Annotated in this window: 26 protein-coding genes; 14 read left to right on the top strand and 12 right to left on the bottom strand. The window is 61.5% G+C overall.

Going from position 1 to position 25,123, the window contains the following annotated elements; all coding sequences use genetic code 11:
• The first annotated feature begins 186 nt into the window (after positions 1-186).
• The 3 genes from GRI55_RS14015 to GRI55_RS14005 all read left to right on the top strand — a co-directional run bounded on the left by GRI55_RS14015 (position 187) and on the right by GRI55_RS14005 (position 2,823).
• Positions 187-1,590: a CHASE2 domain-containing protein gene (locus GRI55_RS14015; RefSeq protein WP_160767579.1), complete on the top strand. Its 1,404-nt coding sequence runs from the start codon at positions 187-189 to the stop codon at positions 1,588-1,590.
• The gene (locus GRI55_RS14010; RefSeq protein WP_160767578.1) at positions 1,497-2,498 is read left to right on the top strand and encodes an EAL domain-containing protein; all 1,002 of its coding nucleotides are present in this window, start codon (positions 1,497-1,499) and stop codon (positions 2,496-2,498) included. The genes GRI55_RS14015 and GRI55_RS14010 overlap by 94 nt, the downstream gene beginning before the upstream one ends.
• Before the next feature lie 154 nt (positions 2,499-2,652).
• Entirely contained in the window at positions 2,653-2,823 is a 171-nt protein-coding gene (locus tag GRI55_RS14005) for a hypothetical protein (protein WP_234000644.1), read from the top strand.
• Between the two features lie 108 nt (positions 2,824-2,931).
• On the opposite strand, the gene GRI55_RS14000 is transcribed toward GRI55_RS14005, so the two are convergent.
• From GRI55_RS14000 to GRI55_RS13980, 5 genes are all read right to left on the bottom strand, one after another.
• The gene (locus GRI55_RS14000) at positions 2,932-3,147 is read right to left on the bottom strand and encodes a hypothetical protein (RefSeq protein WP_046903482.1); all 216 of its coding nucleotides are present in this window, start codon (positions 3,145-3,147) and stop codon (positions 2,932-2,934) included.
• Positions 3,148-3,427: 280 nt separating this feature from the next.
• On the bottom strand, positions 3,428-4,045 hold the full coding sequence (locus tag GRI55_RS13995; protein WP_046903481.1) for a hypothetical protein: 618 nt from the start codon (positions 4,043-4,045) through the stop codon (positions 3,428-3,430).
• A 2-nt stretch (positions 4,046-4,047) separates the two neighbouring features.
• Complete coding sequence (locus GRI55_RS13990) at positions 4,048-4,572, bottom strand: hypothetical protein (RefSeq protein ID WP_063510702.1); 525 nt, start codon at positions 4,570-4,572, stop codon at positions 4,048-4,050.
• Positions 4,573-5,147: 575 nt separating this feature from the next.
• Positions 5,148-5,510 (bottom strand): thermonuclease family protein, encoded by a 363-nt coding sequence (locus GRI55_RS13985; protein ID WP_082835632.1) that lies wholly within the window; start codon positions 5,508-5,510, stop codon positions 5,148-5,150.
• Positions 5,511-6,056: 546 nt separating this feature from the next.
• Complete coding sequence (locus GRI55_RS13980; RefSeq protein ID WP_063510703.1) at positions 6,057-6,935, bottom strand: LysR family transcriptional regulator; 879 nt, start codon at positions 6,933-6,935, stop codon at positions 6,057-6,059.
• A 96-nt stretch (positions 6,936-7,031) separates the two neighbouring features.
• Between GRI55_RS13980 and GRI55_RS13975 the strand changes: the two genes are divergently transcribed.
• The 8 genes from GRI55_RS13975 to GRI55_RS13940 all read left to right on the top strand — a co-directional run bounded on the left by GRI55_RS13975 (position 7,032) and on the right by GRI55_RS13940 (position 13,949).
• On the top strand, positions 7,032-7,841 hold the full coding sequence (locus GRI55_RS13975; RefSeq protein ID WP_234000646.1) for a type 1 glutamine amidotransferase domain-containing protein: 810 nt from the start codon (positions 7,032-7,034) through the stop codon (positions 7,839-7,841).
• Between the two features lie 2 nt (positions 7,842-7,843).
• Positions 7,844-8,299 (top strand): VOC family protein, encoded by a 456-nt coding sequence (locus GRI55_RS13970; protein WP_063510704.1) that lies wholly within the window; start codon positions 7,844-7,846, stop codon positions 8,297-8,299.
• On the top strand, positions 8,299-9,405 hold the full coding sequence (locus tag GRI55_RS13965) for an NADH:flavin oxidoreductase/NADH oxidase (protein ID WP_369795352.1): 1,107 nt from the start codon (positions 8,299-8,301) through the stop codon (positions 9,403-9,405). Before GRI55_RS13970 ends, GRI55_RS13965 begins: the two co-directional genes overlap by 1 nt.
• Positions 9,402-10,553 (top strand): L-dopachrome tautomerase-related protein, encoded by a 1,152-nt coding sequence (locus tag GRI55_RS13960; RefSeq protein WP_160767577.1) that lies wholly within the window; start codon positions 9,402-9,404, stop codon positions 10,551-10,553. The genes GRI55_RS13965 and GRI55_RS13960 overlap by 4 nt, the downstream gene beginning before the upstream one ends.
• A gap of 76 nt (positions 10,554-10,629) precedes the next feature.
• Positions 10,630-11,370 (top strand): SDR family oxidoreductase, encoded by a 741-nt coding sequence (locus GRI55_RS13955; RefSeq protein ID WP_063510707.1) that lies wholly within the window; start codon positions 10,630-10,632, stop codon positions 11,368-11,370.
• Between the two features lie 111 nt (positions 11,371-11,481).
• Positions 11,482-11,775 carry a putative quinol monooxygenase gene (locus tag GRI55_RS13950; RefSeq protein ID WP_037473339.1) on the top strand — a complete coding sequence of 98 codons (294 nt, stop codon included), beginning with the start codon at positions 11,482-11,484 and terminating at the stop codon, positions 11,773-11,775.
• Between the two features lie 457 nt (positions 11,776-12,232).
• Positions 12,233-13,372: a glutathione-independent formaldehyde dehydrogenase gene (locus tag GRI55_RS13945; protein WP_063510708.1), complete on the top strand. Its 1,140-nt coding sequence runs from the start codon at positions 12,233-12,235 to the stop codon at positions 13,370-13,372.
• 31 nt (positions 13,373-13,403) lie between these two features.
• Positions 13,404-13,949 carry a type 1 glutamine amidotransferase domain-containing protein gene (locus tag GRI55_RS13940; RefSeq protein ID WP_063510709.1) on the top strand — a complete coding sequence of 182 codons (546 nt, stop codon included), beginning with the start codon at positions 13,404-13,406 and terminating at the stop codon, positions 13,947-13,949.
• Between the two features lie 257 nt (positions 13,950-14,206).
• On the opposite strand, the gene GRI55_RS13935 is transcribed toward GRI55_RS13940, so the two are convergent.
• From GRI55_RS13935 to GRI55_RS13920, 4 genes are all read right to left on the bottom strand, one after another.
• Positions 14,207-16,867 (bottom strand): excinuclease ABC subunit UvrA, encoded by a 2,661-nt coding sequence (locus GRI55_RS13935; protein WP_202392522.1) that lies wholly within the window; start codon positions 16,865-16,867, stop codon positions 14,207-14,209.
• Positions 16,868-17,045: 178 nt separating this feature from the next.
• On the bottom strand, positions 17,046-18,155 hold the full coding sequence (locus GRI55_RS13930; RefSeq protein ID WP_063510711.1) for an S-(hydroxymethyl)glutathione dehydrogenase/class III alcohol dehydrogenase: 1,110 nt from the start codon (positions 18,153-18,155) through the stop codon (positions 17,046-17,048).
• A gap of 215 nt (positions 18,156-18,370) precedes the next feature.
• A complete protein-coding gene (locus GRI55_RS13925; protein ID WP_082835545.1) occupies positions 18,371-18,661 on the bottom strand; it encodes a metal-sensing transcriptional repressor in 291 nt (96 codons plus the stop codon).
• Positions 18,662-18,866: 205 nt separating this feature from the next.
• On the bottom strand, positions 18,867-19,856 hold the full coding sequence (locus tag GRI55_RS13920; protein ID WP_063510713.1) for a zinc-dependent alcohol dehydrogenase family protein: 990 nt from the start codon (positions 19,854-19,856) through the stop codon (positions 18,867-18,869).
• A 138-nt stretch (positions 19,857-19,994) separates the two neighbouring features.
• Between GRI55_RS13920 and GRI55_RS13915 the strand changes: the two genes are divergently transcribed.
• Both GRI55_RS13915 and GRI55_RS13910 read left to right on the top strand, forming a co-directional pair.
• Positions 19,995-20,573, top strand: coding sequence for a TetR/AcrR family transcriptional regulator (locus GRI55_RS13915; RefSeq protein ID WP_234000648.1), 579 nt, complete (start codon positions 19,995-19,997; stop codon positions 20,571-20,573).
• Positions 20,574-20,639: 66 nt separating this feature from the next.
• On the top strand, positions 20,640-21,470 hold the full coding sequence (locus tag GRI55_RS13910; protein WP_197462371.1) for an aldo/keto reductase: 831 nt from the start codon (positions 20,640-20,642) through the stop codon (positions 21,468-21,470).
• A gap of 839 nt (positions 21,471-22,309) precedes the next feature.
• Here the strand turns inward: GRI55_RS13910 and GRI55_RS13905 are convergent.
• The 3 genes from GRI55_RS13905 to GRI55_RS13895 form a co-directional block, all read right to left on the bottom strand.
• Complete coding sequence (locus GRI55_RS13905; protein ID WP_063510716.1) at positions 22,310-22,738, bottom strand: hypothetical protein; 429 nt, start codon at positions 22,736-22,738, stop codon at positions 22,310-22,312.
• Positions 22,739-22,752: 14 nt separating this feature from the next.
• Positions 22,753-23,367 carry a chymotrypsin family serine protease gene (locus tag GRI55_RS13900; RefSeq protein ID WP_063510717.1) on the bottom strand — a complete coding sequence of 205 codons (615 nt, stop codon included), beginning with the start codon at positions 23,365-23,367 and terminating at the stop codon, positions 22,753-22,755.
• A gap of 69 nt (positions 23,368-23,436) precedes the next feature.
• A complete protein-coding gene (locus GRI55_RS13895) occupies positions 23,437-24,063 on the bottom strand; it encodes a hypothetical protein (protein ID WP_063510718.1) in 627 nt (208 codons plus the stop codon).
• A 606-nt stretch (positions 24,064-24,669) separates the two neighbouring features.
• Between GRI55_RS13895 and GRI55_RS13890 the strand changes: the two genes are divergently transcribed.
• Positions 24,670-25,123, top strand: a 454-nt coding sequence (locus tag GRI55_RS13890) for a hypothetical protein (protein WP_160767575.1), incomplete at its 3' end; no start/stop codon positions are given.

Below are 25,123 nucleotides of genomic sequence, written 5' to 3'. Positions count from 1 at the left end.
CGGCAATGGCAACGGCGGTGGCAACGGTGGCGGCAATGGCAATGGCGGCGGCAACGGTAACGGCGGCGGCAATCCCAACGCCGACTGATGCGCGCGCTCCACTTCGATACGCTTTTCGTGGGTTAACCAAACCTACAGGGCTTGGCTGTAGCGCCTTCTTTTAGGTTCGGAGGCGAGAGACAGCAGATGGAGGGGCATTCTCCGCGGGCCGGCAGAGATTATGACGTCCTGTGGGCATGGGTGATCGCGTTTGCCGGTGCTTGGCTGGTTTTCGCGACGGGGATTGGCGAGGGGGTGGAGCGCCAAGCGCGTAATCTCCAGTCGAGTGTGCTCGAAAAGCGGGCTACGGGCGATCTGGCGATAGTGGAGATCGACAGCGCATCTCTACAAGCGCTCGAAGCCTGGCCTTGGCAGCGCGAAATTTACGCCCGGCTCGTGACCCGCCTGTCCCAGGCAGGGGTTGAACTGATCGCTTTTGACGTCGACTTCTCCTCTCCATCGACGCCTGGACAGGACCATCTATTCGCGCGTGCGCTGGCGGAGGCTTCGGCGACAGTCGTTCTACCCACTTTCAAGCAGCGCGCGACGTGGGCGGATGGCGGCTATGCCGAAAGCCTGCCGCTCGAAATGTTTTCAAGGTCCGCTTTCCTGGGCTCTGTCAACGTTCATCCCGATTCGCAGGGCAGGCTCGACTCCTATAGCTATGGCACTGTCACAGGCGGGCTCCCTCGCCCATCGCTCGCGAGCTTGATCGCGGGTGCATCCGGTGAAGTCGACACGCAATTTGCGATCGATCAATCGATCAATCCGGCAACCATCCCGGCCTACAGCTTTTCTTCCGTCCTGGAGGCGCCCGACGATTTCTTGGCGCAGCTCAGAGGCAAGAAGGTCATCGTTGGTGCGACCGCGATCGAGTTGGGTGATCGTTATACAACGAGCCGCCACTCAGTGGTGCCGGGCGTCGTCATCCAGGCGCTGGCGGCTGAAACGCTGATGCACGGCACCGATTTCAACAATTTCGGCTATATCCCCTCCTTCGTCCTGACCGCCCTTCTGATGCTGTTTGTTGGCTTGCGCATGAAGGGACGCTCGAACGGCCTGGCACTTGCCGCAATAGCGATGGTCATGGGCCTTGTTGGCCTTCGAATGCTGGTGCAGTCCCTCAAGCTCGGCACCTTCTCCAACTTGGCGGCCTTCGTCTTCCTAGGATTGTTTTTGCTGGCCGGAAGGGCGCTTCGCACGCAAAATGCGCTGCGCACCACCAAATTCATCGATCCGGCGAGTGGTCTTCCCAACGAGGCGGCTTTCGAGGCCTTCGTCGCAGGACGCAGCGGAAGTCAGTTCATCATCGGCAAGGTGCACGATTTCGGCGACCTTCTCGAAATCGTTCCCTACAAAGGCCGTCGCGACATGTTCGAGAACATCGCCCGCCGCTTGGCTCTGGTCGCTCAGGACGAGCGCGTCTACCATCTGGGGGGGGCTATTTCGCCTGGTCGATGGACGACGGTTATCGCGATGGTCTCGACGATTACTTTCAGTCGATCCTTGCCCTGTTCCGCTCGCCAGTGCTGGTCGGCTCGCAGCGCATGACGGTCGAGTTCGGATTTAGCATCGGCCGGGAATCCATTGAGGGTGCGAAGAATGTCGCCCTGCGTGTTGCCCGGGATGGCCGGCAATGGTCCTGGCACGACGGCGAGATGTTGAGCGAGACCGAGCAGAAGGTCGAGCTTCTTGCCGATTTGGAAACGGCGCTTGAGTGCGGCGATGTCTGGCTTGCTTACCAACCCAAGTGGGACCTTGCGCGGGACCGTCTCGATGGGGTCGAGGCACTTGCACGCTGGACCCACTCCGAAAGGGGCGACATCAGCGCCGCGACGTTCGTCCCGATCCTCGAGGCTTCGGGCAAGATCGGCACGTTCACCCTTCATATCATCAAGTCGGCCCTGATCGACCTAGCGGAATGGCACGCCAGCGATCCGGATCTGCATTGCTCGGTCAATATCTCTGCCAAGTTGCTGACCGACGCGCGCTTCGTCGAAAAGGCCATCCTTGCCGTGGATGAAGCTCCAATCGAGAATTCATGCGTGGTTTTCGAGATCACCGAATCCGCCGCGCTTGCAGAAATCGAGCAGTCGATCGAGGCGCTGGAGCGCATCAAGGCAGCCGGGATAGCGATATCGATCGACGACTACGGCACCGGCCAGTCGACGATGAGCTACTTGCAGCGACTTCCCGCAGCCGAGATTAAGATCGACCAATCCTTCGTGCGGACGATCGAGCACGATTCTGCCAACCGCATCATGGTCGGCTCGACGATCCAGATGGCGCAGGCACTGGGGCTGCGCGTGGTCGGGGAAGGAATCGAAGACCAGCGCTGTCTCGATATTCTCAAGGAGTTCGGCTGCGACGTCGGCCAGGGCTGGCATATTTCGAAGCCTCTAACCGCGGCAGATTTCGTTGCTAACTGGCTTCGTCCCGACGGCCAACTAAGCGCCTGATGCATTAGGGCGCTCCAAGCTGATCGAGCGCGGCACCAGGCCGGTCATCCCCGCCAAGTGCAATCGCACGGTGGATCCCGAGCACGATCGGCAAAGCTGACGCCAGCGCAACGTGGTCGAGCGCAAGTATTGCCGCTTCAAGGACTGTCTCAGTGTGGCCACCCGCTTCGATCAGAATATCAAGACCTTCATGGCAATGATCGCCATCGCTGCCTTCATGGTGGATCTAATGAGTGCGGACCCTAGAAACTTTCCGCCTCATAGTTGGACATCGGCGGTCCGCATACAGGGCGAAGCTGCCTATCCGCTTTCAGGTATTTTTTGAGAGAGCTTGAACGTCCGACAATGGGGCGCAAAGCGGACTTAGCACAGCGGTCCCCAACGCGAGATATACTCCTTATCGGGGTGTGCCTTCAACCCGCGGCATGGCCGGTCAGAATTCCCCGAGTAATCGACAGGTATAATGCAGCGAGGCCGAAGCATCGGTGCCGCTTTCCGATCGCTCGAGCAGACTGCGAACTGGGTCTGGCATCATCAGGTCGGCGAACGGAAACGTGCTGAGCCCGCATTGGATATCGGCACCCTTCGCCAGTACCGAACCCCAGTCACGCGCAAGCTGACCACGGAAGTAGCTTTCGCGGCGGGCCAAGCCCGCCGCGAAATGAGAGTGTGTCCCTGGCCTTGAACCAGCTCACTAACTGTTGCTAGGAACACTTTATGCTTTGGCGGCGGCTGGGGAGTTTCTGCCGCGGAGCCATCGGGTTCCACCGAACCAGTACGCGCGGCGTCAGTTTGAAGGGGTTCGCTCTGTCGCGCAGCCAACATCTGCCTCGCCAGATCGACGGTAGCCTGCATCTGCTGGACGTCAGCTCCTCGTGCAGCCAGACGGGTTGCAGCTACATGAGACGCTTCACTTGTGCTTGAAGTCCTCATGCTGCGCTACTCCACGCAGTCTTGTGCTCACGCCATGCATCGAGCGCACTAGCGTAACCCTTATCGGAGCAAAGGCGCGCATCGACCTCGGTGAGGCCATTGAGCGTGAGCCCTCGCGGAAGCACGACAACGTGCACATGGCTCCCATTGCCGTGTAGCCCCGCGCAGCTCGGCACATGGCCGATCAAGATTACAGGGAACCGATTAGCGAAGTGCGACCGCGCAAATGCGCGAACCCTTTCATAAGCGTGGTGCCATGCCTCGTTCGAGTCGAGGTAGATCTTGGTCTGGATCATGGCGTGCTTCTCGAAGGTCGGCAGCGCTTCATCGAACCGTCGGGTCAGGAAAGCGAGGTCGACGTAATCAGCAGGCGCTGTTGGAGGCAGCAGGACTTCCACTTTCGTGGCTTGGCCAAACTTCGGATCATCGCCCAAGCGCACCTTGCGATCGATCCAACTGGAGATGCCTTCGCGGTCTCTCGTCTCCTGGTACCAGTACCGCGTGAATGCGAAGTCCGGATGCTCTTCGCGCACGTCATGCAGGAACGAGTTGAGCTTCCCCGGAGCAGGTGACTTCTTGGCTGCGCTGCGTTTCTTTGCTGGTGAAGTAGCCATGCTCAGTATCCCCCTTCGAAGGAGGGTTTCTCGGCCGCTCGCATTATGCCGGCGTAACGCTGGTAGCCTGTCTCGAACGGGGGCAGTTCGCACGGTTCGAGCCCATCGGAACTCAGGCGAAAATAGGGGCCTGAGCCAGCGCACGGGATAAGCCACAGACTGCTGAGGTCGAGCCGCCAAGCGACATAATGGTTCAGCCATTCGCTAGCCTCATTCAACAACACATCGAACGAGGCGCCGTGCAAGGCATCAAAGCGAAGCAGGATGAGATCCATACCCGTGATCTGCGCCATGAGCTCGCATTCAGGATAAAGCAGCGGACGATCGCACGAGGTTGCGGCGAGCGCCAAGTTCGCTGCCAGAGAGGTAACTACCCCCTGATTGAGCTGCTCGTCGAGAGGCTCGCCTCCTCGCACCGACACGCCGCAGGCTTCGACGAGTGCTCCTAGGCGACTGCGCGTTCTGTGTGCTGTTTGCGGGAGCAGTGGTTCGCCCATCACCGGGCGTTTGAGTGTGACCAGATTCATATTCTATCTTCCTTGGAAAGAAGCCGTTCTGGCCGAGGGCGGCTTCCCCCTATTTTCATCATCTCCTCGGCCTCACAGCCGATCACTTCCTCCATTGGTTAGGTCGACGCGCCGGCTCTCGGCGCGCGAGAATGAATTACTCTTTTCTTTCGCGGAACGGACTACTGGCGCTGACTTAAGGCACCGCTTGCTGGCGCTGAACCTCGCGTATGCGCAGTTCTGTCGGGCGGTGAAACGACAGATCACCGAAGAGGCTAGCCTCACAGCGCGGGGTCGCATTTCACACTGGATGATCTGCCGTTCCTCTATAAGGTAAGCACGGTGATCACGCTTCACCACCTAGGTGTTCTGCACAGTGTCCCGATGTCGAACACCACGGCGACAGCCCTGCGAGCTCTTACGAATTCTTGTGCCCGCGTCTAATTAGGAAGCCCGCTCGACGCCGCGGTATAAGCAGGAAGTTCGAACTGCGCAGAAGCCTCTAGTTGAACCACCAAGCCAGCCCTACGCCCACTGCAGCGAGGTGAAGGCTCAGGAGCACAAAGAACTCCAGCGTAGTTCCGAGGCCTGCGCGGCTACGCTTGGCCACCGGGACACCACGGCTCGCGTCGGCCGGACCAGGTTCGAGCGAGACCCTCTGCGACTAATTGAGCACCAATAGAACGGCCTGAACGATGTAGGGTAGCGAGCGTGCGACCGTAGCGATCCTGGCCGGTACGGGCGATCTCGAAGGCGCCGGCATTCAAGAGCTGAATGAGCCTGTTCCTGGCCCGCAGGGCCAGCGCCCTCTCGTATTCGCACGCGCCGATTAGCTCTGGCGTATCGATGTCGGCGATCCGGATTTTCTCACCTTCAAGCCAAACTGTATCGCCATCGTGGACGCAGTGATCACGTGGGCCAGGGGCACAAACAGCGAGCGCGGCAGCAATCGAAAACATTTGTCCACTCTAGCTTGAAAGACAGAATTTTCCTACTTGGAACAAATATGGAACATGGTGCCCATTGAGTCGGAGATTTCCATGATCGTTCTAAGCCCGCCAATGCTCGCCGCTATAGCTTGCATCATCACTGCCTGTGCTGCCCTGGTCTGGTCAGTGCGGCGAAAGCCATGAGTTCGAAGCGTCTCGATACGATCGCCGATTACTCGCGCCACGGCTACGTGCTGCGGGTGGACTGTCGCCGTTGCCGCAGGATTGCTTTGCTCAATCCACTCAGCATCGTGTTGCTTTGTCAAATGCGCGGTTGGTCAAAGCAGATGTCTGCGCTTGAAGGCCGCCTGCGTTGCTCTCGGTGTGGAAGCCGCGATACGAGGCTTGGACCGGCGTTTGGCAACGCCAGAGGCTCTCCATAATAGGCGGCTTTGCGCCCTCCATCCGGCCGTTCGGCCTTGTCGCTGACGAACCCGAAAGCCGCCATTCGTTCCGCAAGCGCTCAACTGGTTCAGACCCGACATTGCGCTCACGGCCCAACAGGCGTGGCCACAATTATGTTCGGAGTGCAGCAATCAGGGCGTCCCGAGCCATGGCCACGCGCGGGTGTCGCAGCGATGAGCGTGCCCAGACGAGGTAGTAAGCGTTGCGCGGCACCGTGATCGGGGCGGGGATCTCGATCAGCGTGCACGAAGCGCGTTCGCTGCGGGTGAGATAGCCGGGCAGCACCGTCCAGCCGAGGCCCGCGCGCAATCCCGACCGTAGCACCCGCAGATCGGGCGCGGTCAAGCCTGGCTGGCTGGTCAGCTCGATCTGGTTTGCCTCGAGCCAGGTCCGCAGCAGCGGCCGGTCAAGATCGTAGGCGAGGTGGGCCGTCCGGTTGAGCCCGTCGGCAAGCGGCAATTCGGCAATCCGCATAGCCACGGCGGGCGAGGCTACGGCGCGCAGGTGCTCTTCGCCCAGCACATGAAAGGCCAACCGCGCATCTTCGGGTTGCGAGGCGGTGACGGCCAGGTGCACCTTGTCTTCGAGCAGCAAGGCATAGAGCGCCTCGCGCCCGCCGATATGCAGGCGCAGGTCAAGCCCCGCATCCAGCAGCGGGGCCAGCCGGGGCGTGATCATTTCGCCCAGCAGGTCGGACGGCGCGGCGATGTGGACCGTGCCGGAAATGCGGGACGAGCGGGCCCGCGCGCTGGCCAGAGCCGATTCCGCCGTGTCGAGGCTGCTCCCGATGGAAGCCGCGAGGTCGTCGGCCATCGCGGTCGGTCGCACACCCCGCGAATGGCGGTCGAACAGGGGACGGCCCAGTTGCGCCTCGAGCGATGCGATGTGCTGCGACGCCGCCGGTTGGGTGATGCCGATTGCCCGGGCCGCCTCGCTCAGTGAACGACGGCGGTAGACTTCAACGAAGGTGCGCAACTGCAGGAGGGACATTCCGGTTCCATAAGCAGAATTATGGCCGCCCGCCAATCCCGCTGCATTTCCTGATGCCGTTCCCTGCGTATCTAGGCCGCCGAGAGGAACGCTCGAATGCAAGATCGCCGCCAGTTGATGAAAGCGCTCACCGCTGCCTCTGTGGTGGGCGCGGCGCCGGCGGGTGCGTTCGCGGGTGTTCCCGACATGACCCGAAAAGGACAGCTGACGATGACCCGCATTCTCATGGTGGCCACCTCCGCCGACCGCATGACCCCCGGCACCGAACCAACGGGTGTGTGGATCGAGGAGCTCACCACCCCCTATTACGCCTTCCGCGACGCGGGCGCCGAGGTGACGCTGGCTTCGATCGAGGGCGGCGCCATCCCCGTGGACCAGCGCAGCGTCAACGCCGACGGCGAAAACGACGCTTCGGTCGAGCGCTATCTGAAAGACGACGCGCTAAAGGCCGAGGTTGCCGGCACCCCGGTGTTCACCAGCATCGATCCCGCCGGCTACGACGCGCTGTTCCTGCCCGGCGGCCATGGCACCATGTTCGATTACCCCGGTAGCGAGGATCTGGCGCGCCTGGTCGAACGCTTCGACCGCGAGGGCAAGATCGTTGCCGCCGTCTGCCATGGGCCGGCAGGGCTGGTCTCGGCGAAGAAGGCCGACGGCACGCCCATCGTCGCCGGCCGCCGTGTCGCGGGCTTCACCGACAGCGAGGAACGCGCGGTCGGCCTAGATCAGGCGGTGCCGTTCCTGCTCGAAACGCGCCTCAAGGAGTTGGGCGCCAAGCACGAGGGCGGCCCTGACTTTGCCCCCTTCGCCCTGCGCGACGGCAATCTGGTGACCGGGCAAAACCCCGCCAGCGCGGCGCGCACTGCGGAGCTCGTGATGGACGCCCTCAAGGACAAGGTGGCCTGACCATGCGCTATCTTCACACCATGATCCGCGTCGCCGATCCCGAGGCGGCGGTCCGGTTCTTCACGCTGCTGGGTCTCAAGGAGACCCGGCGCATGGAGAACCAGGCGGGGCGTTACACGCTGATCTACCTTGCCGCTGACGAGGATTTCCGCGGCGACGGCGAGCAGGGCGATGCCGAGGTCGAGCTGACGTACAACTGGCCGCCCGAGGATGGCAGCGCTGCGGAGACTTATACCGGTGGCCGAAACTTCGGCCACCTCGCCTACGGGGTCAACGACATCTATGAGACGTGCGCGCGGCTGCAGGCGGGCGGTGTGACCATCAATCGCCCCCCGCGCGACGGATACATGGCGTTCGTTCGCTCGCCCGACGGGATCTCGATCGAATTGCTCCAGAAGGGCGAACACAAGGCTTCGGCCGAACCCTGGGCCTCTATGCCCAACACGGGCGCATGGTGATGGCGCGCCTGTTCGAACCGCTCGAGGTCGCGGGGCTCCGGCTCGCCAACCGCATCGTCATCGCGCCGATGTGCCAGTATTCGGCCGAAGACGGCGCGATGAACGACTGGCACCGGATGCATCTCGGCCAGTTGGCGCTGTCGGGCGCAGGCGCGCTGACGATAGAGGCGACCGCTGTCAGCCCGGAAGGGCGCATCACCTACGGCGACGTTGGCCTGTACGACGACCCGACTGAAGCCGCGATGCGAAGCGTGCTCGAAAGTGTGCGCCGTTGGTCGGACATGCCGCTGATCATCCAGCTGGCCCATGCCGGCCGCAAGGCGAGCTGCGCCAAGCCGTGGCACGGCGGAACGCAGATCGCCCCCGATGCGGAGAATGGCTGGCAGACCGTGGCACCCGGCGCCATCCCATTCGCTCCGGACGACCATCCCCCTGTCGAACTGGACGAGTCAGGGCTTGCCCGCATCCGGGAGGCGTTCGCGGATGCCGCCCGGCGCGCCGGCAGGCTCGGCATCGAAGCCATCCAGATCCACGCCGCGCATGGCTATCTGCTCCACGAGTTTCTTTCGCCGATCTCCAACCGGCGCGGCGACGACTACGGCGGCAGCCTCGACAACCGGATGCGGTTCCCGCTCGAAGTGTTCGATGCCGTGCGCGAAGCATTTCCGGCCGACCGCCCGGTGACCGTCCGCGTTTCCGGGACCGACTGGGTTGAAGGCGGCTGGACGGCGGAGGAAACCGCATTGTTTGCACAGCAGCTGGAGCGGCGCGGTTGTTCGGCAATCCACGTCTCCGGCGGCGGCCTCGACCCGCGCCAGCAGATCCCTGTCGGCCCCGGCTATCAGGTGCCGCTGGCGCGGACGGTCAAGGACGCGGTCGCCATGCCTGTCGTAGCGGTCGGAATGATCACCGATCCGCACCAGGCGGAGCGCATCCTCGAAGACCGGCATGCCGACGCCATAGCGATAGCGCGCGCTGCGCTGTGGGATCCGCGCTGGCCCTGGCACGCCGCCGCCGCGCTTGGTGCATCGGTCAAGGCGCCCCCGCAATATCTCCGGTCCGAACCCCAAGAAGCGGGCCGCATCCTCAAGGAACTGACCTTATGAAGACCTCCGCCAAACTGCTTCTTGCCGCGGGCGCTGCCCTCTCGCTTGCCGCCTGCGCGACCACTCGCGACGGTGCACCCGCGCCGCAAATCGAACAGGTTGCGACCTTCGATGGCGCGATGCCGACGGGCGTGACCGTCGCTCCCAACGGGCGCATCTTTGTGAACTTCCCGCAATGGGGCGACAACGCGCCGTTCACGGTTGCCGAGCTGGTCGACGGCAAGGCGGTGCCCTATCCCGATGCCGCGACCAACCGGCCCGATCCGGCCGACCCGGCGGGGCATTTCATCTCGGTGCAGAGCGTGGTGGCCGACGGCGCCAACCGCCTCTGGGTGCTCGACACGGCCGCGCCCAAATTCTCTCAACCACAGGCCGGCGGTGCAAAGCTGGTGGCAATCGACCTTGCGACCGACCGGGTGGTGAAGACGATCGTCCTGCCGCCCAGCGTGGTGCTGCCCACGACCTACCTCAACGACGTGCGCTTCGATCTGCGTAAGGGCGCCGAGGGCGTCGCCTACATCACCGACAGCAGCAACGCCGGTGTCGGCGGCATCATCGTCGTCGATATCGCCAGCGGGCGTGCGATCCGGCGCCTGTCCAACCATGCGACGACCAATCCCGAGCCCGGCTTCACCCCGGTCGTCGACGGCGCGGTGCTCATGAACCGCCCGGCCGATGGACCCGCGACGCCGATCGCGATCGCCAGCGACGCAATCGGGCTCAGCGCCGACGGCAGCCTGCTCTACTACGGGCCGCTGTCGGGCCGCACGCTCCATGCGGTGCCCACGGCCATGCTGCGCGATCCTGCGGTGACCGAGGAGGAACTGGCCCGCGCGGTACGCAGCCTGGGGCGCAAAGGCGCTTCGGACGGGATTGCCGAAGACGACCGGGGCCGCGTGTTCGCCAGCGATTACGAGAACAACGCGATCCGCGTGCTCGACCGGGGCCGCTGGACGACGGTGGTCAGCGACCCCCGCATCAGCTGGCCCGACACACTGTCGATCGGCACCGAGTGCTATCTCTACTTCACCGCCAACCAGCTCCACCGCCAACCCGGCTTCCACGGCGGGCGGGATTTGCGCCGCAAGCCTTACGAGCTGCTCCGCATCCGGGTGGGCGCCGGGCCCGTCCTCTTGCGCTCACAGTGATCCCATCAGGCCGGGCGGGCTCGCGCGGGGCCGCGATCCGGCGAAGAATCAACAACTGACTTGAAGGAATACAATCATGACAAAGGGTATCGAAGGCAAGGTCGTTCTCATTACCGGAGGCAGCAGCGGCATCGGCGCGGAAACTGCGCGCCTTCTCGCGGACCGCGGCGCGAAGGTGGCCATCGCCGCGCGGCGCAAGGACAGGCTCGACGAGGTCGTCGCGGACATCACCGCTATTGGCGGCGCGGCACGTAGCTACGCGCTGGACGTGACCGACAAATCGGCGGTCCAGTCCGTCGTCGCCGCAATCATTGCCGACTTCGGCCGCCTCGACGTGCTGATCAACAACGCCGGGCTGATGCCGATCCGTCCGATGGCGGAGGTCAACACCGACGAATGGGACCAGATGATCGACGTCAATCTGAAGGGTACGCTGTACGGCATCGCGGCCGCCCTTCCCGGTTTTCTCGAGCAGGGCAGCGGTCACATCATCAATTTGAGCTCGGTTGCGGGCATCAAGGTCTTCGCACCGGGCGGCACGGTCTACTCCGGCACCAAGTTCGCCGTCAGCGCGATCAGCGAGGGCTTGCGCCATGAGGTGGGGGAAAAGGTCCGGGTCACGTCAATCGAGCCTGGAGCTGTCGAAAGCGATCTGAAGTTCACGACATCCGGCACGGCTGCCGAGACGGTGCTGGACTTCTACAAGCAGGCCATTCCGGCGGCATCGGTGGCGCGTGCTATCGCGTTCGCTGTCGAACAACCTGATGACGTCGATGTCAACGCGATCGTCATCCGGCCGACCGCACAGGAGTTCTGATTTCGACGAGGAGGCGGGGCCGCGTGTGCTCCGCCTCATGGGGAACGTACCGGTCTGCTCGTCCGTTAGTTTGCCGAATAATATCTGTCCGTTTCACTTGAGGAGTCTTTTATGCCCAAACTTGCCCTGTATGTACCACTGAAGGCCAAGCCCGGAAAAGAGCGCGATGTCGCCGATTTCCTCACCTCGGCATTGCCGCTCGTTCAAGCTGAGCCGGGCACTCTGACCTGGTATGCGATCGAGGAAGGTCCCGGTGCGTACGCGATCTTCGATACGTTCGACACAGAGGATGATCGCCAGGCCCATCTTGACGGCAAGGTTGCCGCCGCACTGATGGACAAGGCAGACGAACTGTTTTCCGAACCGCCGCAGATTCACAAGTTCACCCTGCTGGCCGCGAAATAGCGGAGCGGTCGGCACCCTAAGCTGCCGTTTGGCTGCAGTGTAAGGCTCGTGTCTCCATCCCGAATGGATGCCCCGGCCGAACCGAGAAATGAGTAAATGAATACGACAGGCCATCCGCGATAGTGGATGGCCTTGTCTTTTGCGCTTATCACACCTCTGAATTTACTGATCAAGCGCCGTTGACGTGGCGCGATGTAGCGGCACGATTTGTTCGCGGGAGATTCTTGGGCACATCAACTTGGCGCGTTATTCGCCCGTTCTGGCCCAGTCTTCAGAAAACAGCCGTGAATCGATCCGAGAATGGCCCTCCGGGAAGGAACCTCTCAGGTAGCAGAAGGTTCAGGAAACTGAGATCACTTGGAATGGGTGCGACGTCCTCCGTCGTTGCGCTGGACCGGATCATCAGCAAACGCTGGCCTTGATGACGTCTTGAGCAGCGCTACGAAAGGAAAAGTCTATGAAAGCTGTCGTATACAACGGACCCAAAAACGTTTCCGTGGAAACCGTCGATGATCCCAAGATCGAGAAACCGACCGATGTGATCATTCGGGTGACCACCACCAACATTTGCGGGTCTGACCTTCACATGTACGATGGCCGTACCAGCTTCGAGAAGGGCAGGGTTTTTGGTCACGAAAACCTTGGCGAAGTCATCGAGGTTGGCGCTGCCGTAGATCAGATCAAGACGGGCGATCGCGTCTGTATGCCGTTCAACGTGGGTTGCGGGTTCTGCGAAAATTGCGAACGCGGTCTGACGGCGTTTTGCCTCACGACCAACCCCGGAACCGCCGGCGCAGCGTATGGCTTTGCCGAGATGGGTCCGTGGCAAGGCGGTCAGGCCGAGTTGCTGCGCGTTCCTTATGCGGACTTCAATTGTCTGAGGCTGCCCGAGGACGCTGAGGAGAAGGAGGATGACTATGTCATGCTTTCCGACATCTTCCCGACGGGTTGGCATGGCGTCGAACTGTCAGGTTTCCTGCCTGGCGAAAGCATCGCGATCTACGGCGCCGGTCCGGTCGGTTTGATGGCCGCGCATTCAGCCGAAATCCGCGGTGCCTCTCAGATCTTCGTGGTCGATTCTCACGATGACCGTCTCAAGCTGGCCGAGGCGATGGGCGCCATTCCGATCGACATGCGGAAGGGCGATCCCGCCCAGCAGATTCTTGACGCGACCGGCGGCCTCGGGACCGACCGGGGGGTCGAGGCGGTCGGATACCAGTGTTGCGATCGCCACGGCAAGGAGCGCAGCAATTACACGATGAACTGCCTCGTCAAAAGCACGAAGGCCACCGGCGGAATCGGCGTCGTCGGCGTGTTCGTGCCGGAAGACCCGAACGCGCCCGACGATCTCCAGAAGGAAGGCAAGATTGCGTTCGACTTCGGCAACTTTTGGTTCAAGGGTCAGAAGATCGGCACCGGACAATGTAATGTGAAGCATTATAACCGGCGGCTGATGAGCCTTATCGAGCATGGCCGGGCCAATCCTGCCCAAATCATCTCGCACCGGCTGCCGCTTGATCAGGCACCAGACGCCTACAAGCATTTCGACGAGCGCGATGATGGTTGGACGAAGGTCTTGCTCAAGCCGGGCGCCTGACCTTAGTCTTCGACGGAATAGGAAATCAATTATGACTTTGGAAGGCAAATCAGTTGCCATTCTGATCGCACCCCGCGGGACGGAAGAACCAGAATTCTCGAAGCCCAAGCAAGCTATCGAGGAGGCTGGCGGCAAAGTGACCGTGGTCAGTTTTGAGGCGGGCGTGGCTCGCACAGTCAATAGTGACCTTGACGAGGGCGGCAGCTATCCTATCGACAAGACGTTTTCGGAGGTCAAAGCCGACGACTTCGACGGACTTGTTGTGCCCGGAGGGACGGTCGGTGCCGACAAACTGCGCGGCAGCGCCGAGGCAATTGGTTTCATCCGGGCTTTCTTCGATCAGAAAAAACCTGTTGCGGCCATATGCCATGCACCCTGGACATTGATCGAGGCGGGCGTGGTTGAAGGTCGCAACTTGACGTCCTACCCGACGCTGAAGGTCGATATCGAGAACGCCGGCGGTACATGGACCAATGAGGAAGTCGTGGTCGACAACGGCCTTGTTACCAGCCGCGATCCCGATGATTTGCCCGCCTTCTGTGCCAAACTCGTTGAGGAAATCGCAGCAAGGGATTAAGACGGGGCGTTTGGACGAACCATGTGAGGGCCCGCTCCTTGGGGAAGGTCCGCACAAAGCAGGCGTAGCGGATGGCCGGAGATTGGCCGTCCGCCACGTCGTGTATCAGACGAACACGGCGCACCTGACGGGCACCCAAACCCTTAAGCCGCGTCAACCGCGGTGACACATCGCCGGCTCTCGCTTCCAGATGCGACCCATTCCAACGTGTGGTTGAGATGCACCTGATCGAACGTGCGTTCGGCCAGATTTACGACCTATAGTGCCGCCTTGAGATAGCGGGCGGTGAGACTGCCTTCCGCTTCCGCAACGACGCCAGGGACGCCGCTGGCAACGATACGGCCCCCATCTTCCCCGGCCCCCGGTCCCAGGTCGATGATCCAGTCCACCTGTGTGATGGCGCGCACGTCATGTTCGACGACTACGACGGTATTGCCGGCGTCTACCAGGCCCTGCAGGTGTTGCATCAGCCGGTCGCCATCGGAGGGGTGAAGCCCCGAAGTTGGCTCGTCGAGGATGTAGATCGTGTTGCCGCGTTGAGCGCGTTGCAGTTCAGTCGCCAGCTTGATGCGCTGCGCCTCCCCGCCAGACAGCTCGGTCGCCGGCTGACCGAGCTTCAGATAGCCAAGACCGATCTCCCGCAACACGTCGAGGGAGCGCATCACCGATGCCTCGCCAGCGAAGAAATCGCACGCATCGTCGACCGTCAGTTCGAGCACCTGGGCGATATTGCGCCCGTTCCATTCGACTTCGAGCGTTTGCGGGTTGTAGCGAGAGCCATGACAGGTCGAGCACGGGGCAAAAACGCTCGGCAGGAACAGCAGCTCCACCATGACGTATCCCTCGCCCTCGCACACAGGGCAGCGGCCTTGCGCGACGTTGAACGAGAACCTCCCCGGGCTGTAGTGCCGCCGGCGGGCGAGCGGCGTATCAGCGAAGATCCGTCGCACATGGTCGAACATGCCGCTGTAGGTGGATAGGTTCGAGCGCGGCGTGCGGCCGATCGGTTTCTGATCGACCCGCACCAGCCTGCGAACATGCTCCATGCCTGCGACAATGCGTCCTTCAGTGTCGTTCTGCGCAACATCGAGCAGCGGATCGATATCCTCCTCCTCGGCCACGGGGGAGCCGCCGAGGTGTTCCGTGACGAGCTCGGGCAGCGCCTGACTGACAAGACTGGATTTGCCCGATCCCGAAACGCCGGTGACAGCGGTGAAGCAGCCGATGGGAAACTCGACGTCGAGACCATGGAGATTGTTCCGCCTGATTCCTTCCAGGCGTAGCCATGCCTTGGGATCGCGCGGTGTGCGCTCGCTGCGGAGCGGCTTTGCGAACAGGTAGCGGCGGGTGATCGAAGTCTCGACGTCGGCAAGCCCCTCTATCGGCCCGCTGTAGAGGACTTCACCGCCCTTTTCCCCGGCTCCTGGCCCGACATCGACGAGCCAATCCGCGCGGCGGATCACGTCGAGATCATGTTCGACGACGAACAGGGAGTTGCCCGCCGCCTTGAGACGCTCGAGGATGGTGAGCAAGGCTTCGCCATCTGCCGGGTGTAACCCTGCCGAAGGCTCGTCAAGCACATAGACCACGCCGAAAAGCTGTGACGACAATTGGGTGGCGAGCCGCAAGCGCTGCAGCTCTCCGGAGGAGAGCGTCGGCGTGCTGCGGTCGAGCGAAATGTAGCCAAGCCCAAGATCGATCAGCGGCTCTAGCCGCTCGATCAATTCGCAGGCAAGGCGTTTGGCGGCGATCCGCTTCTCGTCGGAGAGATTGGGCGTACGGCGTACGTCGGGCGCGCTCTTGTGCGCAGAGCCGCCCGCCGCAACCCGTTGTTCGACCGCTGCTTCGCGGGCCGCTTCTTCCAGAACATGGCCCTTTGAGGGGGCGGAAACCGCCCCATACGCGCCATGCGCGACGGGCATCAGCAAGTCCTTCAGCTTTAGCACCGTCAGGTCGCCGAACTCGGCAATGTCGAGGCCGGCGAATTTGACCGACAGGGCTTCGCGCTTCAGGCGCTTGCCGTCGCAGGTCGGGCAATCGCGGCCGATGATATATTGCGAGACGCGCTTCTTCATCAGCGCGCTTTTAGTGTTGGCGAAGGTTTCCAGCACATAGCGGCGCGCGCCGGTGAAGGTGCCCTGGTAGCTCGGTTCCATGCCGCGCTTGAGCGCCGTCCGGGTCTGTTCGGGCGTCAGGCCCGCATAGACCGGCACCGTCGGCGCCTCTTCAGTGAAGAGGATCCAGTCGCGATCCTTTTTCGGCAGGTCGCGCCACGGCGTATCGACGTCATAGCCGAGCGAAACGAGGATATCGCGCAGGTTCTGGCCATGCCACGCGGCCGGCCAGGCGGCGATCGCCCGATCGCGAATGGTGAGGCTGTCGTCAGGCACCATCGTCTCTTCGGTCGCGTCATATACGCGGCCGATGCCGTGGCACGTCGCGCAGGCCCCTGCGACCGTGTTGGGGGAGAAATCCTCCGCATAGAGCATGGGCTGATGGCGCGGATATTCGCCGACGCGCGAATAGAGCATCCGCACAAGGCTGGAGAGCGTCGTCACGCTGCCGACGGAGGATCGCGCGTTGGCCGAGCCGCGCTGCTGCTGCAACGCGACCGCAGGCGGCAAACCGTCGATCGCGTCGACCTCCGGCACGCCGGCCTGGTCGATCAGGCGACGGGCATAGGGCGCAACCGATTCAAGATAACGCCGCTGGGCTTCGGCATAAAGGGTGCCGAACGCGAGCGATGACTTGCCCGAGCCCGATATGCCGGTGAACACCACGAAGGCGTCGCGCGGTACATCGACGTCAATATTTTTGAGGTTGTTCTGGCGCGCGCCGCGAACCTGCACGCAAGCGGGCGGCCCCGTATGCCCATGATCGGTGGACGGTGTCGTCGCGTGAATATCCTTGCTCTTCAATTCAGTCTTCCTGCCCTATACGCCCGTGCGGCCCGTGGTTCATCACAGTCGGGTAACAGATGAATGCATTTCGACGCGTTGCCCATTTGCCGGAGCGCGCTTCATCATAGCCGGGGTCGGGCCATGATGACGGCCGAGTTGTCGATCCGAGCGCCTCGCTCCGTTTCGGATCGGCGGGTCAGTAGTGAATGACCGTGCGGATCGACTTGCCTTCGTGCATCAGTTCGAAGGCCTGGTTGATCTCCTCCAAACTCATCGTGTGGGTAACGAACGGGGCCAGATCGATATCGCCTCTCATCGCGTCCTCGACCATGCCGGGGAGCTGTGATCGTCCCTTGACGCCGCCGAAAGCGGACCCCTTCCATACGCGGCCCGTGACGAGCTGGAATGGGCGGGTCGAGATTTCCTCGCCCGCGCCGGCAACGCCAATCACGATCGACTGACCCCAGCCACGGTGCGCTGATTCAAGCGCGGCGCGCATGACGTGCACGTTACCGATGCATTCGAAGGTATGATCGATGCCCCAGCCCGTCATCTCGATCAGCACTTCCTGGATGGGCTTGTCGTGGTCCTTGGGGTTGATGCACTCGGTCGCACCGAACCGGCGTGCCAGCTCGAACTTGGACGGATTGGTGTCGATGGCGATGATGCGACCCGCCTTCGCCTGGCGCGCACCCTGAATCGCCGCGAGGCCGATCCCGCCCAGGCCGAACACGGCGACCGAGTCTCCGGGCTGGACCTTGGCGGTATTGTGGACTGCACCGATGCCGGTCGTGACGCCGCAGCCGAGCAGGCAGACGTGTTCGGGGTTTGCCTCGGGATTGATCTTGGCGAGCGAGACTTCGGCGACGACAGTATATTCACTGAAGGTTGAACAGCCCATGTAATGATAGAGGGGCTGACCGTTGTACGAAAAGCGGGTGGTCCCATCGGGCATCAAGCCCTTGCCCTGCGTTTCTCGGACAGCGACGCACAGGTTGGTCTTGCCCGACAGGCAGAAGTCGCACTTGCCGCACTCGGCGGTGTAGAGCGGAATCACGTGATCGCCCGGCTCGACGCTGGTGACGCCTTCACCGACCTCGACAACGATACCCGCGCCCTCGTGGCCCAGAACCACCGGGAAAACACCCTCCGGATCACTCCCCCCCAGCGTGTACGCGTCGGTGTGGCACACACCGGTGTGCGTCACCCGTATGAGGACTTCGCCTTTCCGGGGTGGAGCGACATCGATCTCGACGACTTCGAGTGGCTTGCCCGCCTCGAAGGCTACAGCGGCGCGAGATTTCATGTTGGGATACCCTCGTTGAGTTAAACTGATTGCTGGTGGGAGGTCGTTGCGTCGTCGCAAATTCGACGACATTTTCATACTGGTAGGGAGTATCTCTATCATACTCCCTACCAGTATACAAGAGGTGTCCTGACGAGGATCTCAAACTAGAGAAGGCAGCAGGGGCTGGCTTCTAAGTTCGGGAGAGTGCGGGCAAGAAAATGAGCCTGAAATTGTCATTTAAGATAAGTACGCAGAATCTTCATTACGCCATCCACGCCGTCATCGTGATCGACGCCTGCGCCTCCGACGGCCCGATCTGCGTCCGGACCGAATGTTTCCCTGAGATGACTCTCCATCACTTCTGTCATCAGTCCATTTGTCGCACCACGCATGGCGACAATTTGCTGCAGCAGGGGAGCGCAATCGGCCCCCGCTTCGATCGCGCGTTCCAGAGCGTCCGCCTGACCCTTGATACGCCGCAAGCGTGTGATGGCTCGCTTCTTGTCCTCTGATGAATGTGGCATCGCGTTTTCCCGAGAAATCGCTCCAGCATACTATACAGGGGGGGAGTTTCAATCCTGCACAGAGCCGGGCGTTTTTATGATCGGGCGAGGTTCCGGTCATGCTCTCAAGGATGCGCCACGAGCAGCCTTGGCACGGGCGCCGCAAGTCCGATCCTCTGTCGGGGAAGGGGGGCGCGATCGCTCACTCCCCCCACCGGTATGCCGGTCAGACCGTAACGACGACCTTGCCGATCTGCTCGTTCGATTCGAGGAAGCGGTGCGCGTCCTGGATGGCGTCGAGCGGGAAAGTGCGCGCGATCCGCGGCTTGAGCGCGCCCGATTCCAGACCCGCCACGATGAACGCCTTGGCGCGATCGAGGGCGGCGTCGTCCGAGACGATCTCACTGTAGAGATAACCCTTGAGCGTGAGGCTCTTGCTCAGCACGGAGAACAACGGGAACGGCGTCGGTTCGCCGCTGAGCGCGCCATATTGGAGCAGGATGCCGCCGCACGCCATGCTCTCGGTCAGCGGCTCGAACGACGGGCCTCCGACCGGATCGAGCACCACGCGCGCACCTTGACCATCGGTTATCTCCATCACCCTCGCTACCAGATCCTCTTCTCCGGTCGCGACGACATGATGTGCGCCGGCATCGATCAGGGCCTGGCGCTTGGCGCCGGTACGCGTCGTCGCGATTACCGTCGCGCCGACCATCCGCGCAATCTGGAAGGCAGCAAGGCCGACGCTGCTGGAGGCAGCAGTGACGATGACGAAATCGCCCTCGCCGAGTTTCGCCTGCTCCACCAGCGCACCCCAGGCGGTGACATACTGCATCCACACGGCCGCCGCTTCCTCGAACGACAGCGCCGCCGGATGCTTGACGACGAGGCGGGCGGGCACGTTGGCGACCTCGCCATAAGTGCCCCAGCGCGCGATATCGAGCGGGGGAATAACGCTGACGGCTTCGCCTTCCGCAAACCCGGTCACGTCCGCGCCGACCGTAACGACAGTGCCGGCAGCCTCATAGCCAAGGCGGCTCGGGAACTCGGCTTCCTGAAGGTAGGCATGGTTGCGGAACATCACCTCGGCGCGGTTTATGCCTATCGCCTTCACCCCGATCTGCACTTCATCGGCCGCGGGCGCGGGGACTGCCACATCTTCAATCCTGAGGACGCTGACGTCGCCATACTCGTGGATACGGACAATGCGGCTCATTGGAGACTCCTTGATTATTGAACGATCGTTCTGTAAGCGGGTGGACCACCAGTTTCAAGATATTATTTATCGATCGTTCTATATCGTGCGCCAGAAATGACAGAGACGAAAGCCCGTCGCCGCGCAGGTCGCCCTCGTGTGTTCGACACTGACGCTGCGCTCGACAAGGCGGTGCGGCTGTTCTGGCAGCGCGGCTACGAGGCGACATCGATGGCCGATCTGGTGGCGGAGACCGGCGTCGCCGCTGCCAGCCTTTATGCAGCGTTTGGCAACAAGGCGGGGCTGTTTGCGGCGGTGATCGAGCGCTACGCCGCGACGTTCAGTGTCCACCTCTATGCACCCATCAACGATCCGGCGTTGTCCACCTACGAGGCCGTCAAAGGTCTGCTGGAACGAGCGGCGTCATCATTCTCGGAACCTGGAACGCCGGCCGGCTGCTTCATGTATTCAGCAGCGGCAGCCGTTTCGCCGGCGTCCGCCGCCATCGAATGCCTGCTGCGCCACAAGCGTATCGCGGCGGAGGCCCTCCTGATCGAGCGTCTGCAACGCGGCGCCGCGCAGGGCGAGCTGGCGGCCAACACCGATCCGGCCGTGCTGGGCAAATTCATCAACACGGTCATGGAAGGCATGTCCGTTCAGGCGCGCGATGGCGCTACGCTCAACGAACTGCTCTCCATCGCCAAAATGACACTGGATCGATGGCCGGCCGCGATATGATCGTTACATGGTGGTCTTCTGCCAATCCGCCTCTATCCGCCCATCGGATGTATAGGACGAAAGCATATGAAACACGTGACATTGCCGGGAGGGGAAGTGGTTCCTTCAATGGGTCAAGGCACCTGGAAGATGGGGGAACGTGCCGAGCGCCGAGCCGATGAGATCGCTGCGTTACGCGCCGGTGTCGAACTGGGCATGACGCTCATCGATACGGCCGAAATGTACGGCGATGGTGCGGCGGAAACGCTGATATCTGAGGCGCTGGGCAGCGTTCGCGACGAGTTGTTCCTCGTCAGCAAGGCATATCCGCAGAACGCATCGCGCTCCCGCCTGGCCGGCGCGTGCGAGGCGAGCCTGAAGCGGCTCGGCACCGACCGGCTCGACCTCTACCTGCTCCACTGGCGGGGATCGGTGCCGCTCGCTGAGACAGTGGAGGCATTGGAGGCGCTCAAATCGGCAGGAAAGATCCGGCACTGGGGTGTCAGCAATCTCGATACGGACGATATGGAAGAGCTTGTCTTTGCCGGCGGGGATGGCTGCGTGACCGATCAGATTCTCTACAATCTCGTCCGCCGAGGCCCGGAATTGGACCTGCTGCCGTGGCTCGCCGAGCATAACATACCGGTTATGGCGTATAGTCCGGTCGAACAGGGACGGCTTTCTACGCACCCCGCTCTCGCCACAATTGCAGCCGAGGTTGGTGCAACCCCGGTGCAGGTCGCGCTTGCGTGGACGTTGCGGCAAGATGGTCTCATCGCCATCCCGAAAGCGAGTTCAGTCGCACATGTGCGGGAGAACCGCGCGGCCGCCGATATCGTTCTTTCCGACGCTCAGTTTGCGACACTCGACGCGGCATTTCCCAGGCCACGCGACCGCCGTCCACTCGAGATGCTTTAGCGTCAGATGACGATATTATCGCTCGAAGGAACAGAGCGCAAACCGGATCGACGGTAGGCGCTCAGCGGTGCGGTGATCGGACCAGTGTCGACACCGCTATCGCGCGGGTGCTGCGCGACTGACGCTTCGAGAACCAGGACTATCGCGCCCCTGGCCCCAATCTGCTCTTAGCCTCCACGAATAACCGTCTGACCGTTCTTACCGTCTATCGGGCGTATCCGAGCTGGCAGGGCATCCAGCCAGGGGCGTTATTCTTGTCCATCGGGCGCTCTGGATCGACGCTCGGGCGGCCTAGCTGTCAGCACGACACCGCACTGCCTGAGTTTCCAAGCTGCCATCCCAGCGTGCGCCGCTAGCGGGAAGGTGAGCCGACTACTCGCTCAAGACCAGTTCGACAGAGCGCAGGCCATGAACCGCTCACTGCACTGCAGCGCCGAATTAGCGCGCTGCTACCTAGAGAACTACCTAGCCCAAAAATGCTCTCTATAGCCCGATCTCGCAAGCTTATTATCTGATTGATGAATACGGGAAATGTGGTGGACGCACTAGGGCTCGAACCTAGGACCCGCTGATTAAGAGTCAGATGCTTGACGGCGGCTTTAGCCGATTTCTCACCAAAAGAGGACGGTCAATAACCGGCCCAATTCCAGTCATTCGACAAGAGGCCCCGCAATGGCAGTTTTGGGCCGTATGCAGACGGTCCGCAATTGGGATCCTCATTGAGCAGAGCAGAACAGTCAGACCAGTGATCGCCGCTCCAAGGCATGAACGAACCACACGAGGCCGCTCTGCGCGCCTCGGCCTCCAAGGCACGCAATCAACTTCGCATCAGTCCCCGTTTATGGGAACGCCTTCGGGGTCGGGGGTAATTTTGGGTCGAAACCATCTTCGATCGGGGATACGGCGCCGGCAAAAGCCAACGGTGCGCCGCATTCCGCGGCGAGTTGGTCGGCGCTATCATCTTCGAGTAATGGACTGCCGCTAGTCAAGGCCTGCACCCGGTACTCCCGACCTAATACCAAAAGTCCCTCTTCGGGTAGGTCCTGATCGCCGAACCTGATACCTTCGAACAAAACTGGAGCGACCCGCCTCCCGTCGGACGACTCGAATAGAACACAGCCACCTTCACGAACGAAGACTCCCGTGCTCTCGTCCATGTTCCGCAAGGATGAAGTTTTGCCATCGAACACAATGACGCCGTCATTCCTCAGTTCGAAGCTCGAATTCGAGCAACCCGTCGCAGCCAAGACCGCGAACGTTGCCAGCATGAGCGATCGAACGTTCACGGCGCACGGAATCCCGAGATGGTGTTGATCGTGTAAGGCGAGTAGCCACGTATCGTCGAAAGACGCATGAAGAGAACATGGCATGTCGTGTTGTTCGCCCCAACGGTGGAGGTGTTTCGACATGGGCGCTCCGAGATCTTCTCGGTCCCGCGATATGTTTCAATGACGGATGCCTTCACCGCAAGTCCAATAGGATGGACGGCCGCGTTATCCGATGTACGGAATGCGAACACCGGACCTCCACCGTCGACTCTCAAGCCGATGTAGCGCTGAGCAGATTCGCTCATCCTGACTAGGTTGCTGTATTCGCTATCGGTGTAGTTGAGCTCGGTGATCCGCCCACAAGTGAGACCGGTGTTCACACCCATCTTGCAGATGAACTGTCCCCGCACGGGTTCCTTGGGATAGTCAATCGGGTAATAATTCGTGGCGTAACCAGGCACGGAGACGTACTCCCCTTCCACTGTCCTTCCGTTCTCGATGTTGATGTAGGGAGCGGTCGCATGGGTTCCCAGGCGATACATCGCATAATCCAGGGTCTGCCAACCGTTGTTGCTGTCGGCGTATGCCGACACCTCGGACAGGACCGCGTTCTGATAGTAGAAATTCATCGTATTGCTTGGCGTCCGGCAATGTCCTGCTGTCAGGATAGCTTCTTTGCCAGCGCTGTCTCGGATCGGTCAGCCGGCCGTGCAGTGTGTGCCGCTGTTGCTCTTCTCGTAGAACCAGCCGCCGTAGAGCGTCGCGGAATCCACGGAAGTCGCACCGGTTTTAATTTCCACGTTCGCAGCGACGGCGGACGGTAGCGCGTTCCGGACCAATTGCTCGTCAAATCCATCGGGAATGGTCACGATGAAGCGCTCGCTTTCCGGTTCATATCCTAGACCGAAGGGAATTCGCGCTGTGCGTAGGGCCTGAGCGATCTGACGGCGCTCGGTCTGGACGGAGTTCTTGTCCTTCTTAGCGGACCTGAATATCAGATATCGACGAAGTTCGACCGGAGCCCCACGAGTTGCGTTCTGCTGCTCGAACCCGTTCTCGTAGAAGACGACCACCTTGAAGCCTGGGGCATGGCGGATCTCTACGTCGACGATCGTCTCACCCACTGAGGAGGAGACGAGATCGTTCACCCAGCTCACCGCTTGCTCCTGCAGCCGGAGCTGCTCGATCGCCTTAGACTTCGGCGCACCGGTCGTCGCGGCGTAGGCTTCAGCCAATGCCTCCCGGTCAGGCGTGGCGATATCGTCTGCGCTGAACTCCGGTGGCTCCGGCGGTTTCCTGCGCAAGAGCAGGAAGCGCCATCGCACCGGTAAAGCCTAGTAAAAGTGATTTCATCGAAGTCCTCATTCGCTTCCTCCATAGCTTCCCAGCCAGAAACGTTTCCATTGAAGGGCACAGAGCGTGTTCAGCGGAAAACGCCAACCTTGCCTCGGCCATGACATACAAAAACAAGGTCGATGGCATTGGTTCCGAACAACTATGATCTGAACTCTTTAGTGCCACCATGTCACGAAGGCTGCGATGGCGCTGCTAACCATAGCAATACGAAGTCCTCCGGTTGCCAACTGAAAGTCGAGTGTGGCGAATGGCTATCCGAATACGATCGAGTAGTTTGCTGCTGCCCTTCGCTGTTTTGCGCCTCTCGCAATGGGTAGAGCCGGGTACTCGATATCTTGGTTGCCCATATGTAAACCAAGACGATCCTGCTTTGCGTGAGCCTTGATATCTAAATCGGCACCCCGCAACGATCTCGATGTCTGTTTTTGGGCAAGCCACCAGAGTTATCGAATGTCCAAGATGGGGCGCGAAGCGGACGCGGCTGCGCGAGTAGACTTTTTTAGAACGAAAGGAGGTGGCTCTCTGGAAGAGAGCGGAAAAGGGCACGCGATCCCCGCGGCCTATGGAGACTTGAGATGACTGAGATCGAACAACAGAAGCGCATCGCCAACTACCTCGCCGCCGTTGCACACCTGCTGGGCGGCCGGCCCGGACGCTTCACTGAATTCCGAGACAAGGTGGACATCATGCTGAGCGGGTCGGCTCCACACGCTTTCGGCCTGATGCAGTTCGCTTCCCGGGTTCAGACAACCGGCCGTCCGCTCATCTGGGTTCATCAGTCTGCAGAGTGCCCGACGGTTCCGCAAATCGGCTTGGCCGCACAGATGGGAGGGGGGATGCACTACATCGAGAGCTGCATGCTCTGTTTGACTGGCGAAGACGACCGCGCGACCCTCGTGCCAGACGGTTTCAACCTGGGCGCGTACTGGTTCGACCATGCGCTCAATCTGCACCACATTACCGATGCACCAGCATCGACCTTCGAAGCGGCAGATGGCGACATGGTGAGGGCCTACAACCGACTTATCG

The organism is Qipengyuania citrea (assembly GCF_009828015.1).
GTDB lineage: Bacteria > Pseudomonadota > Alphaproteobacteria > Sphingomonadales > Sphingomonadaceae > Qipengyuania > Qipengyuania citrea.
This window is presented reverse-complemented; position numbering and strand designations above follow the sequence as displayed.

Excerpts from the sequence above, each read along its gene's own strand:
- GRI55_RS14015 (WP_160767579.1), top strand. The coding sequence starts at position 187 with ATGGAGGGGCATTCTCCGCGGGCCGGCAGAGATTATGACGTCCTGTGG.
- GRI55_RS14010 (WP_160767578.1), top strand. The coding sequence starts at position 1,497 with ATGGACGACGGTTATCGCGATGGTCTCGACGATTACTTTCAGTCGATC.
- GRI55_RS13995 (WP_046903481.1), bottom strand. The coding sequence starts at position 4,045 with ATGGCTACTTCACCAGCAAAGAAACGCAGCGCAGCCAAGAAGTCACCT.
- GRI55_RS13990 (WP_063510702.1), bottom strand. The coding sequence starts at position 4,572 with ATGAATCTGGTCACACTCAAACGCCCGGTGATGGGCGAACCACTGCTC.
- GRI55_RS13985 (WP_082835632.1), bottom strand. The coding sequence starts at position 5,510 with ATGTTTTCGATTGCTGCCGCGCTCGCTGTTTGTGCCCCTGGCCCACGT.
- GRI55_RS13980 (WP_063510703.1), bottom strand. The coding sequence starts at position 6,935 with ATGTCCCTCCTGCAGTTGCGCACCTTCGTTGAAGTCTACCGCCGTCGT.
- GRI55_RS13975 (WP_234000646.1), top strand. The coding sequence starts at position 7,032 with ATGCAAGATCGCCGCCAGTTGATGAAAGCGCTCACCGCTGCCTCTGTG.
- GRI55_RS13970 (WP_063510704.1), top strand. The coding sequence starts at position 7,844 with ATGCGCTATCTTCACACCATGATCCGCGTCGCCGATCCCGAGGCGGCG.
- GRI55_RS13965 (WP_369795352.1), top strand. The coding sequence starts at position 8,299 with ATGGCGCGCCTGTTCGAACCGCTCGAGGTCGCGGGGCTCCGGCTCGCC.
- GRI55_RS13960 (WP_160767577.1), top strand. The coding sequence starts at position 9,402 with ATGAAGACCTCCGCCAAACTGCTTCTTGCCGCGGGCGCTGCCCTCTCG.
- GRI55_RS13955 (WP_063510707.1), top strand. The coding sequence starts at position 10,630 with ATGACAAAGGGTATCGAAGGCAAGGTCGTTCTCATTACCGGAGGCAGC.
- GRI55_RS13950 (WP_037473339.1), top strand. The coding sequence starts at position 11,482 with ATGCCCAAACTTGCCCTGTATGTACCACTGAAGGCCAAGCCCGGAAAA.
- GRI55_RS13945 (WP_063510708.1), top strand. The coding sequence starts at position 12,233 with ATGAAAGCTGTCGTATACAACGGACCCAAAAACGTTTCCGTGGAAACC.
- GRI55_RS13940 (WP_063510709.1), top strand. The coding sequence starts at position 13,404 with ATGACTTTGGAAGGCAAATCAGTTGCCATTCTGATCGCACCCCGCGGG.
- GRI55_RS13930 (WP_063510711.1), bottom strand. The coding sequence starts at position 18,155 with ATGAAATCTCGCGCCGCTGTAGCCTTCGAGGCGGGCAAGCCACTCGAA.
- GRI55_RS13925 (WP_082835545.1), bottom strand. The coding sequence starts at position 18,661 with ATGCCACATTCATCAGAGGACAAGAAGCGAGCCATCACACGCTTGCGG.
- GRI55_RS13920 (WP_063510713.1), bottom strand. The coding sequence starts at position 19,856 with ATGAGCCGCATTGTCCGTATCCACGAGTATGGCGACGTCAGCGTCCTC.
- GRI55_RS13910 (WP_197462371.1), top strand. The coding sequence starts at position 20,640 with ATGAAACACGTGACATTGCCGGGAGGGGAAGTGGTTCCTTCAATGGGT.
- GRI55_RS13905 (WP_063510716.1), bottom strand. The coding sequence starts at position 22,738 with ATGCTGGCAACGTTCGCGGTCTTGGCTGCGACGGGTTGCTCGAATTCG.
- GRI55_RS13900 (WP_063510717.1), bottom strand. The coding sequence starts at position 23,367 with ATGAATTTCTACTATCAGAACGCGGTCCTGTCCGAGGTGTCGGCATAC.